We start from the raw sequence: 15,012 nt of genomic DNA, 5'->3' as shown, positions 1-15,012 counted from the left end.
TTTCAGCCTTTTTTTGTCTTTATCTAAACATATTGCTGCAGAAGGTTCGTTAATGTATTCACATCATGAACACCACTTTCCTTCCATAGCATTTCCCCTTTTTTGAAAATAGCCAGTGTAGGCACTCCACGCACTCCATATTGTGCTGCCAGTGCGGGATATTGGTCTACATCTACCTTTATGATTCTGGCTCCTTCGCCAATATTTTCCTTTACCGTATTTAATACCGAAGACTGTACTTTGCAAGGTTGGCACCATGTTGCGAAAAAATCGATCAATACGGGTCTTTCGGAATCAATGATTTCCTGAAATTTTTGTGACATAGTTTAGTTTTTTATGATCTTAAGATGTTTTAGATTGACATACAAAATCAGTAGTCGGAAATTTTTCTGTTTTTTTGATTCCGTTAAAACCACCTTCGATTTCGGTAAAGTTTCTGATTCCGTGTGAGTTAAGAATGCTTGCTGCAATCATGCTTCTGTATCCGCCCGCGCAGTGCAGGAAGAAATGTTCAGAATCATCAATAGTGCGAGCCCAGTCACTGATAGTGTCTAATGGCTTGTTATAAGCATTGTCAATATGTTCTGCAGAATATTCAGTCAGTTTTCTTACATCCACTACTATAGCTTCTTTTGTAAACTGTTCTGCAAATTCAGCCGGAGTGATTCTTTTGATCTCGTCAGTTTCCATGCCTGCATTCTTCCATGCTTCAAAACTTCCTTTCAGATATCCTATCACATTATCAAAACCTACTCTGCTTAGTCTTGTGATGACTTCCTCTTCAGTACCTTCGTCTGTAACTAGTAATAAAGGATGTTTTACATCTACAATAAGAGTTCCTACCCATGGGGCAAAATCTCCTTTTAGTCCTATATTGATAGAGTTCGGAACAAAGCCTTTATGGAAGTCCGCAGCGCCTCTTGTATCTAAAATTAATGCTCCTGTTTCCTCTGCCAAAGCTTCAAAATCTTCCGGTGCAACAGGTTGCAGTCCTTTGTTCATTACTACATCCAGACTTTCATATCCGCCTTTATTGAGTGCGACATTCATTCCGAAATATTTCGGTGGAGCTGTTAAACCATCCAGAACCTCTCTGATAAAAGATGCTTTATCCGGTTGGTTAAGTGCGTAATTCGTTTTCTTTTGGTTTCCTAAAATGTCTACCGTTTCTTTCTGCATATTTTTTCCACAGGCAGATCCGGCACCGTGAGCAGGATAAACTGTTATACTGTCATCCAATGGCATGATTTTGTTTTGAAGACTGTCATACAAAATCCCCGCAAGGTCTTCCTGGGTAAGATTAGTCGCCTTCTGTGCAAGATCCGGTCTTCCTACATCTCCTAAAAATAGGGTGTCACCTGTAAAAATTGCAGTTTCAACACCATTTTCGTCTATTAAAAGATAAGTGCTGCTTTCCATGGTGTGTCCCGGAGTGTGCATTACCTTTATTTTTATTTTTCCGATCTCAAAAATCTGATCATCTTTAGCAATAATGGCTTCAAATTCCGGAGCAGCAGTAGGTCCGTATACAATCGGAGCACCAGTTTTTTTGCTTAAATCCAAGTGTCCCGATACGAAATCAGCATGGAAGTGAGTTTCAAAAATATATTTTAAAGTGACATTGTCTTTTTCCAGGCGATCCAGATATGGTTTTACCTCTCTTAAAGGATCTATAATCACTGCTTCATTCTCTGATACAATATAATAGGCACCCTGAGCCAGACAGCCCGTATATATTTGTTCAATTTTCATTGGGGTCTTTTTTTAATGAGTTAAAGATACAAAGTATTAGATAAATTCTAAATGAAATGTTAAATCCCATTGATAGTTTCTTTCAATACTTTGTTAAACGTATGTTTAGTATATCTTGTTTTTTAGCAAAAAGAATGCCTTAGATAAAGATAAATAACAAATGCTGTTTTATATCATGTGAGGATTATGGAATGTAGTTTCTAAAGATCTTGGTTACTCTATGCTATAGTATATTTTGTACAGAACTTCATTAGTGTTTTCTGTAATATTCTTATCTGTTTTGAATTGTAGATATTCATCTTTTTTAGCTTCTCCTTCATCATAATGGATGAGTCTGTTGTATTTGTCATAGAGGTAATCTTTAATCTTTCCGTTATCTGCTATCTTTATCATTTCAGCAAAATATTTTTTGGTGTCTTCGTGCATGGGCCAGTCTTTTTCATGTTTTTTATAGAATTCTATCATTTTTTCTATAGCATATACTTCAGACTCTATGTTCATATCATTGAATCCTGTCAGAAGTTCTTTTTTGTCTGAATTTTCTCCCAGCCACTTTATTTTTGCCTGAGCAGCAGTAATCACCGCATTAGTCATCATAGAATCCCTTTTGATAGTGGGAGACAAGATAATATCTGGTGTGTGGCTAATGGGAAGAGGTTTTTTAGACGCTATATTCAATAATTCAAAATAAGTCTCAGCTTTGTTTTTAAGCTCTGCCAGCTGATCTGATGTCATTTCATCACTTGATACTCTGATTTTAAAACCCCAGCCTCCACATTCATAAATAGAAAGAAGTGATTTCTTATCTGTATATTTTATGCCCTTAAAAAAATCACGTTCACCCATTGCGTGATCAAATATGGAATAGACATAATGTACTTTTACCTGATCATTAGATGAACTTCCGAACACAGGTTTTAAATCTACACTTTTATTAGAATTCTGATTAAGAACCGTTTCATACACAGAAAATTCATCTCTTAAAAGCTGATTGTCAACTGATTTTTTAGGGTAAACGTATAGGGTGAGTACCGTTTTACTTTTTTTACTACTTTGCTGTACATAACTTACGACAACGTGCTTATTCTGTAAGTCGTAAGAGAGGATGGCTTCTCTTTGAAAACCAGACCATAAGGCTGGAAAAATACTTGATGTTGGCAAATGGGTATAATCTCCTTTTATCTGTAAATTAACTGGCTCATTTCGTTTTTGAGAAAAAAGTAGGATGGAGTAAGAAGTGAAAATAACGAGTAGAATTTTCTTAAATGAAATCATCTGTGGTATATATGTTGTTGTGAAGGCTAAATTAAAAAATAAATTGAGTGAACGTATAACATAATTTAATCACATAATATTATTTTAATTACTCAAACTTTTGCAAAAAATTCTATATTTATAAGTTTAAAAAAGCGATCAAATGGCAGACAAAACACAATTTATTGAAGAACTCAACACTAGATACACTCCCAAAGGAGAGCATATTATATTAGGAAAGGGAATGCTGGATGGTGAAGTGGTTACAGAAGTAAACGTAACCATTCCCCTGAAAACCATTAACCGTCATGGTCTTATTGCCGGAGCTACGGGAACCGGTAAAACAAAAACACTGCAGGTATTTGCAGAACAGCTTTCTCATGCAGGAATTCCATCTTTGGTGCTGGATATCAAAGGGGATTTCTCCGGAATTGCAGAAGCAGGAGAAATGAATCCCATTATTGAAGAAAGATATGCTAAAACACAGCTTCCCTATACTCCGCAAGCCTTTCCGGTAGAGTTGATGAGTATTTCCGGGGGTGAAGGAGTGAAATTAAGGGCTACTGTTACGGAATTCGGGCCTGTTTTACTAAGTAAAATTCTGGAGCTTAATGATACTCAGCAAAGCATTATGTCTATTGTCTTCAAATACTGTGATGATAAAGGACTTCCCTTAATTGATCTTAACGATCTGAAGAAGGTACTGCAGTACGTTACGGATAATGCACAGGGGAAAGCAGAGCTTGCAGCCAACTACGGGTCTATTGCACCAGCATCTCTTGGAACCATTTTAAGATCTATTGTAGCTTTAGAACAGCAGGGAGCAGCAGGATTCTTCGGTGAATTAAGTTTTGATGTTCATGATTTACTGGAAACAAGAGACGGAAAAGGAGTGGTTAATATTTTAAGAGTAGCAGATATTCAGAATAAGCCACAGCTTTTTTCAACCTTTATGCTTTCACTTTTTGCTGAAATTTATATGACATTTCCGGAAGAAGGAGATAGTGGCAAACCAAAGTTAGTTCTTTTCATAGATGAGGCTCACCTGATTTTTGATGAAGCTTCAAAAGCACTTCTTTCACAAATTGAAACAATGGTAAAACTGATCCGCTCCAAAGGAGTGGGGATCTATTTTATTACTCAGATTCCTGGTGATGTCCCTGAAAATGTTCTTTCCCAATTAGGACTGAAGATACAGCACGCACTAAGAGGATTTACCGCAAAAGATAAAAAAGAAATTACCAAAGCCGTTGAAAATTATCCTACCACAGAATATTATAATGCTTCCAGCCTGATCCAGAATTTGGGAATTGGAGAAGCGTTTGTAACGGCTCTTGATGAAAAAGGAATTCCAACACCATTAGTACATACTTATTTGATCTCTCCGGAATCAAGAATGGATGTTTTGAGTTCGGACGAAATCTCAGATCTGACTTCAAGATCGGCACTTGTTGCAAAATATGAGCAGCCTATTGACAGGGAATCTGCTTATGAAATGCTGACCAACAGAATGGAACAGGCTGCACAAAACCCAGCGCCAACCCAAAAGACAAAACCGGTAAAAGAAGAACCGGGAATGTTTGAACAGGTATTACAAAGTAAAGCAGGCCGTACTTTTACCTCTACATTAATGAGAGAAGGGGCAAAAGCTATTCTCGGAATGTTTGGCCTGGGAGGCAGAAGAAGATAACTTTGAAGGTAATCTGTTATATTTTGACATATTTTTTGTTATTTTAGCGGGCTATCTTTACATAACAGTAAAAATAAAACCGGATTTTATTGGGGAATAAGAGGTCGGTTTTCAATATAAATGACAAAACAGCAGTTAACACACATTCAATGTATTCAATTATAGATATAGAAAGTAATGGTGCAGGTTATAGAAATGAATGCATTATAGATATCGCCATTTACAGATATGACGGTCAGAAAATCACGGACCAGTTTATCTCTCTGGTAAATCCTGAAGGTGATATTACTCCTTTTGTGCAGAAACTGACCAGTATTACCCCAAAAATGGTCAAAACTGCTCCGAAATTTCACGAAATTGCAAAAAGAGTTATTGAAATAACTCAAAATACAACATTGGTAGGTCATAATATTGATTTTGATTACAGAATGCTTCGTCAGTCATTCAAACGACTTGGTTATGATTTTAAAATCAATACTTTAGATACAATTCCGCTGGCGAAAAAACTGATTCCTGATGAGGTAAGTTATTCTTTGGGAAAACTGGTGAAATCACTAGGAATTCCTTTGACCAATCATCATAGAGCTGAAGGTGATGCAAGAGCTACATTGGAACTTTTCAAACTTTTGATTTCAAAAGATATAGAAAATGAAATCATTCAGAAACAGCATGATGAGTCTAATGCAAAAACCTATATCAATAAGATCAAAGAGCTTACTCAGGATCTTCCTAATGATAAGGGATTTGTGTATTTTCAGGATGAAGCAGGACGTATTATGTTCTCGGATTATGTTCAGGATATCAACAAATTTTCCAAAAAGGTTTTCAATTCCAAATCAAAAAAATGGGAACAGATCCAGAAAGATGTTGAGCAGATTAATTTTGAGCTCACCGGAACAGATATTATTGCCAAGCTGATTCTTAATTCCAAGAATATTAAGAAGAAAGAAGTTTTACCTTTCGGGTTGTATTTCAGGAATAATAAATATGTAGTTGAGAAAAATACACTCAATAAAACCGAGAAACCAGTTTTAAAATTCAGATCATTTACGCAAGGGACAAAAGCCGTTCAGTTTATTGGCTCTCAGGAAGAATTTCAAGACTTCTCCGTACTGAAACAGAAAATTGAATTCAGAAAAAGAAATGAATTGTGGCTGGGACAGGGAAGAAAGCTGGGTGAAAAATTATTTTTAATCATAGAAAACGGGAAAGTGGTTTCATTTGGTTTTTATGAACTGTTTACACAAATTCAGACTTTAAGTAAGCTGGCTAAATTAAAAATTGACCTTCCGCTATCTTCCACAGATTTGAATAACGAATTGCAGCTGGCGCTCCTTCGCAGCGATTTTGAAACACTGCCTTTACCGAAATGATATAGGAATTAGCACTTTACAAGTTGATCTGAAAGAAGGTGCTTTTAAAATCAATTTTCGAAAAATAAAAAATAAATAGTATTTTTGTAAAAAATAAATAGAAGCAATGCAAAATTTTAAACAAATTAAAACTGGAAAAAAGGGAGCTGTAAGGTTCTCTAAGGTTTGGAATATTTAAAAGAGTTGTCTTGCATAAAAAATAATCAATGCGGCAGGCTCTTTTTATAAGAATCTGCCTTTTTTTATGTTAAAATGAAATTATGAATTCAAAAGAATTATTAAAGATTGCCAATGAGTTTGGCACCCCGGTGTATGTTTATGATGCGGAATCCATCAAAGTTCAATACGAAAAACTTACATCTTCTTTTTTAAAACATACAAAGTTCTTCTATGCAGCGAAGGCGTTGACAAACATCAATATCCTTAAGTATGTCAAGAATCTGGGCGCTTCTTTGGATTGTGTATCCATTAATGAAGTGAAGCTTGGACTAAAGGCGGGATTTCCAAAAGAAAAGATATTGTTTACTCCCAACTGTGTTGATCTTGCCGAAATAGAAGAAGCAATGACTTTCGGAGTTCATATAAACATTGATAACATTTCTATTCTTGAGCAGTTCGGGAATAAATACGGAAATACATATCCGATTTTAGTAAGAATCAACCCGCATATTTTTGCTGGAGGTAACTATAAGATTTCAACAGGACATATCGATAGTAAATTCGGTATTTCCATTCACCAGGTTCGTCACATTGAAAGAGTGATGAAAAGTACAAATCTGAATGTTGAAGGGCTTCACATGCATACAGGAAGCGAGATCAAAGATCCGGATGTATTTTTACAGGCTTTAGATATCATGCTGGAGCTTTCTGAGCATTTCCCGAACCTGAAATATCTGGATATGGGAAGTGGTTTTAAAATCCCTTATCAGGATAGTGAAGAAGAAACTGATGTAAGAACATTAGGTAAAAAAGTAGAAAAAGTAATTTCTGAGTTTTCAAAAACTACAGGAAAAAAATTCGAATTATGGTTTGAACCTGGAAAATTCCTGGTTGGAAAAAGCGGATATTTATTAGTGAAAGCTAATGTGATCAAGCAGACGACAGCTACGGTTTTTGTTGGAGTGAATTCAGGATTTAATCATTTGATCCGTCCAATGTTCTACGATTCTTATCATATGATTGAGAACTTATCCAATCCAAAAGGAGCGGAAAGAATTTATACGGTAGTAGGAAATATCTGCGAAACAGATACTTTCGCTTGGGACAGAAAACTGAATGAGGTAAGAGAAGGCGATATTCTTGCTTTCCATAATGCAGGAGCTTATGGTTTTGAAATGAGTTCAAACTTTAACTCAAGATTAAAACCAGCTGAAGTCCTGTTCCTAGATGGAAAAGCTCATTTGATCCGTAAGAGAGATGAGTTCGAAGATTTGTTGAGAAATCAGATTGAAATAGTAATGTAAATCTGAAACATAATATATAAACAGCCGCCTTTTTGGGTGGCTGTTTTGTTTTTAAATCGTTTTTTATTAATTGAAATCTTCTAGTGTAAAAAACACCAGGTTTTATGATAAAATTACAAAGTTTTAACATTGAAATGGGACTGTGTTTTCAACTTTATTAGCTAAATTTGATAGAAATAGGAAGATTATTATCCTTCTCAGTCCTATTTTCACCAAAAAACCACCAAAACAAAGTAATTATGGCCAAAAACATAGCAGAGCAGATTGTTGAAATGCTCGAAAATGCCAATGTGAAAAGAATTTATGCAGTAACCGGCGACAGTCTCAACCATCTGAATATTGCTGTCAAAAAAAGCACTATCCAATGGATTCATGTAAGGCATGAGGAAGTAGGAGCTTATGCTGCGGCTGCAGAAGCGGAGCTTGATGGTTTGGCAGTCTGTGCCGGAAGTTGCGGTCCTGGGCACGTTCATTTGATTAATGGAGTTTATGAAGCGCACCGCTCCCATGTCCCAATGCTGGTGATTGCCTCCACTATCCCCAGTGATGAAATGGGGATGGATTATTTCCAGGAAACCAATACAATAAAACTCTTTGATGACTGCAGTTATTATAACCAGATGATTACAAGACCTGAGCAGGTGCAAAGAACTGTTCAGACAGCTATTCAACATGCTATTTCCAAAAAAGGAGTGGCCGTGATAGGTCTTCCGGGGGATGTTTCTGAACTGGATGCCGAGGAAGGTTCTACTTCCACTCAAATCTTTAAAACTAATCCTGTTATAAGACCATCTGATCATGAGCTGAAAAGCTTATCAGAACTAATTAATAAAAGCAAAAAAGTAACCCTGTACTGTGGAATAGGCGCTACTGAAGCCCGTAATGAGGTGATCACTTTGTCTGATTTATTAAAAGCTCCTGTAGGGTATTCTTTCCGTGGTAAAATGGCTATTCAACCCAATAATCCTAATGAAGTAGGGCTTACAGGATTATTAGGATTCCCCTCAGCTTATCACGCCATGCATGAAGCAGATCTTGTAATCCTTTTGGGAACGGATTTTCCTTATCAAAAATTCATGCCTGTAAAAAATAAAATAGTCCAGATTGATGAAAGCCCTGAAAGATTAGGAAGAAGAGCGAAACTAGAGCTGGGGCTTGCAGGGGATGTCAAAGAAACCATTAAAGCATTACTTCCCTTGTTGGAAGAAAAAACTGATGTCCATTTCCTGAACGAACAGCTGGCATTTTATGATAAAGTAAAAGAAAATCAGTTGGAGTATGTCAAAGATTTTGGAAAAGAAAATGCTATTCAGCCGGAATATGTGGCGCATACTTTAGATAAACTTGCTAAACATGACGCTGTTTTTACCGTAGACACCGGAATGTGCTGTGTGTGGGGAGCCCGTTTTATTACGGGAACAGGAGAAAGAAAAATGCTTGGTTCCTTTAATCACGGATCAATGGCGAATGCAATGCCAATGGCTATCGGAGCTGCTTTATCCCATCCTGAAAAACAGGTTATTGCCCTATGTGGTGATGGAGGATTATCAATGTTATTAGGAGATATGGCAACCATTTTTCAGTATAAATTACCCATAAAACTCATTGTATTCAATAACAGAACTTTAGGGATGGTAAAGCTGGAAATGGAAGTAGGCGGAATGCCCGATAACGAAACAGATATGATTAATCCGGATTTTGCAATGGTAGCCCATGCGATGGGTTATCCCGGTAAAAATGTACATCTTCCTGAAGAAGTGGAAGGTGCTATCAAAGAATGTTTAAACCACGACGGCCCATATCTTCTGAATATCTTCACCAATCCCAATGCGCTTGCTCTTCCCCCAAAAATTGAATTTGATCAGATTATGGGAATGACCAAGTCTATGGCCCAGCTGATGCTCGGCGGTAAAATGGATGAGGTCTTTGAAACCGTAAAAAGCAATTATAAGCATATTAAAGGCTTGCTATGACCAAAAAGTAACAAGTTTCAGGTATATCTGAAATAAAGAATCAATATTTTAAAACTTCATACTTTGTGTGAAGTTTTTCTTTTATATAAATGGGCTAAATATTTACCTTTGTTTATTATTAGTAAACAAAGCTATGAGAACGATATTTTTATTTTTAGCCTTATGCGTCATGAATTTTTCATTCGCACAGGATCAGGAAGAACGCGATGACTCTTTTATCAGAGAAAGCAATAAGAGTGTTCTGAAAATAGATATTAAAGAACCTTTTATGCAGGTTGCTGTGAAATGTAATGATTTCAAACCTGCAGCATATGAAGGTGGCGTTGCCGCGTATAAAGATATCCTGAACAGATATATGTATGCGTACCTGAATTCGGATTTCTATGCTCTTACGGGTGATTTTACATTTACGCTGGTGCTTGATAATAAAGGAAAAGTGGTAGATGTGAAAGGAATGCCTAAAGTGCAGAACAGCGAAGTTTTCTTTGATGATATGCAGTATGTGGTGAGAAGAATTAAGAAAAACTGGACTCCGGCGTCTTGTAACGGGCAGCCTGTAGCTTCACAGATTAAAGTTAAAATGAATTTCTCTTCCATTTCAGCAGATATTGATTAAATAATTTAAACACAATAATGAAAAATGTTTTTCTTATGTTTTTCCTGGCTTTTGTATCTATGTTTAAAGCGCAGATACTTGATGAATATCCGGAAAAACAAAGTTTTTATGAAGGAGGAATCGTTAACTTCTATAAAGATGCTCATGAATATCTTGTTAATAATAAATTTAAGGAATGTGATGAAAAAGAGATTTATCAGCCAAGAATTATTGTAACAGAAAAAGCTGAAGTTAAATTTATTAAAGATTCGGATACCGCTAATATTGCAAGAAACAAATGTGCGTACGATCTGTCCAGAGAGCTTCTTAAAAATCTTAAAAAGTGGAAACCGGCTGAAGCAAAAGGCTGGAAAATTGGAGCTATTACTGAATTTATTTTATATCCAAAAGATTTGATGAGCAATTATCAGCCGGGTTATGATGCCAACAAATTTGTAGCGCATACCAAATATCCGGAAGGAGCAAAAGTTTTTCATACATTATTTCATGATCATTTTATGACGATTTTTGCGGATTACCAGCTTAACGGGAAAGTAAATCTTGAATTTTATATTAGCAAAGACGGGCATATTATTAAACCTAGAATTTATCCTGAAGTCGATAATAAAAATTTCAATAATGATTTTATGAGGACTCTTGCCAGGATGAAAAAGGTTTGGATACCAGCATTTTATAAAGATATTCCTATTGTAGAGAGAATTTCATTTCCGGTACAGTTTTCAATAACATTTACCGAAAGATAATCCTGACATTCTGTCACAATATTTTGTATCTTTGCAAACTTATTTGTTCGTAATTAAATATTGCGGACCTTAAATTGATCATCGTGCAGGAAAAATATATAGACGAAACAAAACAGGGTGAAGCTTTTGCTATTGCAGAAAGACCGGAAAATTCTAAAAAATTGTTTTTAGAAAGCTATGGTTGTCAGATGAATTTCTCTGATTCTGAGATTGTTGCATCTATCCTTAATGAACAGGGGTATAATACAACAATGAAAGTAGAAGAAGCAGACTTGATTCTTTTAAATACATGTTCTATCCGTGAAAAAGCAGAACAGACGGTAAGAATGCGTCTTTCTCAGTTCAAAAATCTGAAAAAAGAAAAACCGAATATGACGGTAGGAGTTTTGGGATGTATGGCGGAAAGATTGAAAACCAAATTCTTAGAAGAAGAACAGCTGGTTGACCTTGTGGTAGGTCCGGATGCTTATAGAGACCTGCCTAATCTTTTAAAAGAAACCGATGATGGAAGAGATGCTATCAACGTAATCCTTTCCAAAGAAGAAACCTATGCAGATATTAATCCTGTTCGTTTAGGCGGAAACGGAGTTACAGCTTTTGTTACCATTACCAGAGGTTGTGATAACATGTGCACATTCTGTGTAGTTCCTTTTACAAGAGGGAGAGAAAGAAGCCGCGATCCACACTCTATCATAGATGAATGTAAAGATCTTGCGAATAACGGATATAAAGAAATTACCCTTTTAGGCCAAAACGTAGACTCTTACCTTTGGTATGGAGGAGGTCCTAAAAAAGACTTTGCTAAAGCTTCTGAAATGCAGAAAGCAACAGCTGTTAATTTTGCCCAGCTTCTTGATTTAGTGGCTAAAGCTGTTCCTGAATTGAGAATCAGATTCTCGACTTCAAATCCACAGGATATGAGCCTGGATGTATTCAGAATGATGGCAAAACACGACAACATCTGTAAATATGTACACCTTCCTGTACAAAGTGGAAGCAATAATATGCTTGAAGCTATGAACAGACAGCATACCCGTGAGGAATACCTTGATCTGATTAAAAAAGCGAAGGAAATTGTTCCTGAAGTAGCTTTTTCTCAGGATATGATCGTTGGATTCTGTAACGAATCAGAAGAAGATCACCAGGATACTCTAAGTCTGATGAGAGAAGTAGAATATGACTACGGTTATATGTTCGCATACTCAGAAAGACCAGGAACTCCGGCTCACAAAAAAATGGAAGACAATATTCCTGCTGATGTGAAACAGAGACGTCTTGCTGAGGTTATTGCTCTTCAGGGAGAACTTTCAAACCAAAGAATGAAATCTTATGTAGGAAGAGTGCATGAAGTTCTGATTGAAGGAATTTCCAAGAAGAACAAAAACCAATGGAAAGGAAGAAATTCTCAGAATGCTGTATGTGTTTTCGATAAACTGGAGGGACAGAAAATAGGTGACATTGTGAACGTTTTTGTACATGACAATACACAAGGCACACTTTTAGGGAGAACAGCGGAATAAATTGAAGTGGTCATCAAAGCAGTTTATCTTTTTGCAATGCTTTCGTTTGCTCTGGTATCTTGCCAGACAGAAAAAAATGTAAAAAAATACCCTGCCACGGTAGGTGATATAGAATTTGTTAAAAAACTGGATGATGCTGATTTTAAAAAATGTGGTTCAGAAAAATGGGGACACTTCAGTTTTCAGTATTATCAGGGTACAGCGGAATTTAGCTATAAAGGCGAAAAAATTGCGATCACTGAAAAACTTAAAAAAGAAAATATATATTCTGAAAAGGAAATCAACGGTTATATTACCGTAAGATTTTTAGTAAATTGTGAAGGAAAGACAGGAATGTTCAGACTGCAGCATATGAGCCCGGATCTGAAAGATACTGTACTGGATGAAAAATTAGAAAATAAGATACTGAAGTTTACAAAATCACTCGATGGCTGGATGCCGAAAGAGATAAAAGGGTTGAAAGTAGATTATTATCAGTATTTAACCTATAAAATTGAAAATGGAAAAGTTTCAGAGGTATTACCTTAGCTTTTTGTTACTTATCGTTTACACCAATACTATTGCACAGGTCAACTGTAATGCAGTAGAGGGTGAGAACTGCAAAAAAGCGTGTGAGTTATACAACTGGGCTTCAGATTTACAAGGCTATGCAGCATCTCAGGAAGGCTTTGATAAAGCTATAGAGCTATGCCCTGATTTCTCCCGTGCGTATATGGAAAAAGCTGTTCCATATCTTAAAAACGGAGATTTTGTAGCCTGGAAGATTTTAATTGATAAAGCAGTTGCTTTAGATCCCCAAATGCACCTTGGCTATAGAGGCTGGACGAAGTTTCAGTTTTTAAGAGACTATAAAGGCGCTATTCAGGATTTAGAAGGATTAAAAAAATATTATCCCGGAGACTTGGGAAGGTCTCAAAACGGAGACTATAATCTGGACGTAGTAAGAGCTATGTCCTACAGTGCGTTAGGACAGAAAGAAAAAGCAGCTGGGATTATAGAAAAACTTCTGGCTGCCAGAGGTTATGTGAAGGGAATGTTCGATCATTACCAGTTAGGAGTTACTTATTTCGAACTGGGAAGGTATGACAAAGCCCTGGAAAATTTTGAAAAACAAAGCAAAGAATACAACTTTGCCGAGAATATATACTTTAAAAGTAAAGTTTCTAAGATCAGAAACAAAGATTATTTAGATTTAAAAATGTTAGCCCTGCAAACGTATGATGAAGGAAAGACTATGAAAGATGTCTACACTCATCATTTTAACAAAATCTACAGAGAAGAGATTGAAGCCCTGTAGAAAATTAACATTAAATCAATAATCAAAAATTTACTTATGAGCAACGAGTTACAAAGCATAAAAAACCGTTTCGGAATTATCGGAAACTTTCCGGCACTCAACCGGGCCCTGGAAAAATCTATTCAGGTAGCACCTACAGATATTTCTGTATTGGTGATAGGAGAAAGTGGGGTAGGAAAAGAATTTATTCCAAAGATTATCCATTCAGAATCCAAAAGAAAACATCAGCCTTATATCGTGGTAAACTGTGGTGCAATTCCGGAAGGAACCATAGATTCTGAGTTGTTCGGACACGAAAAAGGAGCCTTTACAGGTGCTACGGCCACAAGAAAAGGATATTTTGAAGTAGCTGATGGCGGAACCATCTTTTTGGATGAGGTGGGAGAACTTCCATTGCAGACGCAGGTTCGTCTTCTAAGAGTGCTGGAAAGCGGCGAATTTATGAAAGTAGGTTCTTCACAGGTACAGAAAACCAATGTGAGAATTGTAGCGGCTACCAACGTTAATATGATGAAAGCAATCCATGACGGAAGATTCCGTGAGGATTTATTTTACCGTTTGAATACCGTTCAGATAGATATGCCGCCCTTGAGAGAAAGAAAAGGGGATATTCATTTGCTGTTCAGAAAGTTTGCAATAGACTTTGCAGAAAAGTACAGAATGCCGGAACTTGAGCTTGAGCAGAGCGCAGTTCATTATGTAGAAAGCTATTCCTTCCCGGGTAACGTCCGCCAATTAAGAAATTTAGTGGAGCAGATGACCGTTGTGGAAAGAAACAGAAATATCACTGCTGAAAAACTTGCCGAGTATATTCCTATGGAAACCCATCTTCCAATGGTGGTAAATACTCAGAATACTCCTAAACAGAACGATTTCGGAAGCGAAAGAGAAATCATGTATAAAATTCTATTCGATATGAGGAATGATATTAATGATTTAAAATCCTTAACTTCGGAATTGATTAAAAACAGAGGAACAGCAGATCTGAGCAACCATGAGAAAAATCTGATCAACAGGATTTATACTCCTGAAACTCAGCCGCAGGTAAATACCGGGTCTTTGGTCTATTTTGAAAATAACAATGATGCACCGGTAGTTCAGACTTCTACAATGATCTCCAATTCCGATGACAGCTATGAAGATATTGAAGATATCGAGGTTGAAGAAAACAGGCCAGAGTCACTTTCTCTACAGAATAATGAAAAAGATCTGATTATCAAAGCACTGGAGAAGCACAAAGGACGTAGAAACAGAGCAGCAGATGAGCTGGGAATTTCACAAAGAACTTTATACAGAAAAATAAAACAATATAACCTGGAAGATTAGCACAA

General features: G+C 36.5%; 13 protein-coding genes. 10 read left to right on the top strand and 3 right to left on the bottom strand.

Annotated elements, in window-relative coordinates; genetic code table 11:
• Positions 1–23 precede the first annotated feature (23 nt).
• From LKL37_RS20800 to LKL37_RS20790, 3 genes are all read right to left on the bottom strand, one after another.
• On the bottom strand, positions 24–323 hold the full coding sequence (locus LKL37_RS20800) for a thioredoxin family protein (RefSeq protein ID WP_047424552.1): 300 nt from the start codon (positions 321–323) through the stop codon (positions 24–26).
• A gap of 19 nt (positions 324–342) precedes the next feature.
• Positions 343–1,752, bottom strand: coding sequence for an MBL fold metallo-hydrolase (locus tag LKL37_RS20795; RefSeq protein ID WP_431612332.1), 1,410 nt, complete (start codon positions 1,750–1,752; stop codon positions 343–345).
• 213 nt (positions 1,753–1,965) lie between these two features.
• Complete coding sequence (locus tag LKL37_RS20790) at positions 1,966–3,027, bottom strand: hypothetical protein (RefSeq protein ID WP_431612331.1); 1,062 nt, start codon at positions 3,025–3,027, stop codon at positions 1,966–1,968.
• Positions 3,028–3,169: 142 nt separating this feature from the next.
• Between LKL37_RS20790 and LKL37_RS20785 the strand changes: the two genes are divergently transcribed.
• From LKL37_RS20785 to LKL37_RS20740, 10 genes are all read left to right on the top strand, one after another.
• Entirely contained in the window at positions 3,170–4,696 is a 1,527-nt protein-coding gene (locus LKL37_RS20785) for a helicase HerA-like domain-containing protein (protein ID WP_431612330.1), read from the top strand.
• A 149-nt stretch (positions 4,697–4,845) separates the two neighbouring features.
• Positions 4,846–6,069, top strand: a complete 1,224-nt coding sequence (locus LKL37_RS20780; protein ID WP_431612329.1) for a 3'-5' exonuclease — start codon at positions 4,846–4,848, stop codon at positions 6,067–6,069.
• 260 nt (positions 6,070–6,329) lie between these two features.
• Positions 6,330–7,532: a diaminopimelate decarboxylase gene (gene lysA / locus LKL37_RS20775; RefSeq protein ID WP_185126214.1), complete on the top strand. Its 1,203-nt coding sequence runs from the start codon at positions 6,330–6,332 to the stop codon at positions 7,530–7,532.
• 239 nt (positions 7,533–7,771) lie between these two features.
• Positions 7,772–9,505 carry a thiamine pyrophosphate-dependent enzyme gene (locus tag LKL37_RS20770; RefSeq protein WP_431612328.1) on the top strand — a complete coding sequence of 578 codons (1,734 nt, stop codon included), beginning with the start codon at positions 7,772–7,774 and terminating at the stop codon, positions 9,503–9,505.
• A gap of 169 nt (positions 9,506–9,674) precedes the next feature.
• Complete coding sequence (locus LKL37_RS20765; protein ID WP_431612327.1) at positions 9,675–10,121, top strand: hypothetical protein; 447 nt, start codon at positions 9,675–9,677, stop codon at positions 10,119–10,121.
• Between the two features lie 17 nt (positions 10,122–10,138).
• Positions 10,139–10,864, top strand: a complete 726-nt coding sequence (locus LKL37_RS20760; protein ID WP_431612326.1) for an energy transducer TonB — start codon at positions 10,139–10,141, stop codon at positions 10,862–10,864.
• 83 nt (positions 10,865–10,947) lie between these two features.
• Complete coding sequence (gene miaB / locus LKL37_RS20755; protein ID WP_431612325.1) at positions 10,948–12,384, top strand: tRNA (N6-isopentenyl adenosine(37)-C2)-methylthiotransferase MiaB; 1,437 nt, start codon at positions 10,948–10,950, stop codon at positions 12,382–12,384.
• 6 nt (positions 12,385–12,390) lie between these two features.
• Positions 12,391–12,912, top strand: coding sequence for a hypothetical protein (locus LKL37_RS20750; RefSeq protein ID WP_431612324.1), 522 nt, complete (start codon positions 12,391–12,393; stop codon positions 12,910–12,912).
• Complete coding sequence (locus LKL37_RS20745) at positions 12,884–13,681, top strand: tetratricopeptide repeat protein (protein WP_431612323.1); 798 nt, start codon at positions 12,884–12,886, stop codon at positions 13,679–13,681. The genes LKL37_RS20750 and LKL37_RS20745 overlap by 29 nt, the downstream gene beginning before the upstream one ends.
• A gap of 36 nt (positions 13,682–13,717) precedes the next feature.
• Positions 13,718–15,007: a sigma-54 interaction domain-containing protein gene (locus LKL37_RS20740; protein ID WP_431612322.1), complete on the top strand. Its 1,290-nt coding sequence runs from the start codon at positions 13,718–13,720 to the stop codon at positions 15,005–15,007.
• Positions 15,008–15,012 lie beyond the last annotated feature (5 nt).

Origin of the sequence: Chryseobacterium sp. 'Rf worker isolate 10' (assembly GCF_050753305.1) — a bacterium.
Classification (GTDB): domain Bacteria; phylum Bacteroidota; class Bacteroidia; order Flavobacteriales; family Weeksellaceae; genus Chryseobacterium.
The sequence above is the reverse complement of the archived record's forward strand: the minus strand, read 5'-3'. Positions and strand labels throughout refer to the sequence as shown.

Excerpts from the sequence above, each read along its gene's own strand:
- LKL37_RS20785 (WP_431612330.1), top strand. The coding sequence starts at position 3,170 with ATGGCAGACAAAACACAATTTATTGAAGAACTCAACACTAGATACACT.
- LKL37_RS20800 (WP_047424552.1), bottom strand. The coding sequence starts at position 323 with ATGTCACAAAAATTTCAGGAAATCATTGATTCCGAAAGACCCGTATTG.
- LKL37_RS20780 (WP_431612329.1), top strand. The coding sequence starts at position 4,846 with ATGTATTCAATTATAGATATAGAAAGTAATGGTGCAGGTTATAGAAAT.
- LKL37_RS20790 (WP_431612331.1), bottom strand. The coding sequence starts at position 3,027 with ATGATTTCATTTAAGAAAATTCTACTCGTTATTTTCACTTCTTACTCC.
- LKL37_RS20745 (WP_431612323.1), top strand. The coding sequence starts at position 12,884 with ATGGAAAAGTTTCAGAGGTATTACCTTAGCTTTTTGTTACTTATCGTT.
- lysA (WP_185126214.1), top strand. The coding sequence starts at position 6,330 with ATGAATTCAAAAGAATTATTAAAGATTGCCAATGAGTTTGGCACCCCG.
- LKL37_RS20760 (WP_431612326.1), top strand. The coding sequence starts at position 10,139 with ATGAAAAATGTTTTTCTTATGTTTTTCCTGGCTTTTGTATCTATGTTT.
- LKL37_RS20770 (WP_431612328.1), top strand. The coding sequence starts at position 7,772 with ATGGCCAAAAACATAGCAGAGCAGATTGTTGAAATGCTCGAAAATGCC.
- LKL37_RS20740 (WP_431612322.1), top strand. The coding sequence starts at position 13,718 with ATGAGCAACGAGTTACAAAGCATAAAAAACCGTTTCGGAATTATCGGA.
- LKL37_RS20765 (WP_431612327.1), top strand. The coding sequence starts at position 9,675 with ATGAATTTTTCATTCGCACAGGATCAGGAAGAACGCGATGACTCTTTT.
- LKL37_RS20795 (WP_431612332.1), bottom strand. The coding sequence starts at position 1,752 with ATGAAAATTGAACAAATATATACGGGCTGTCTGGCTCAGGGTGCCTAT.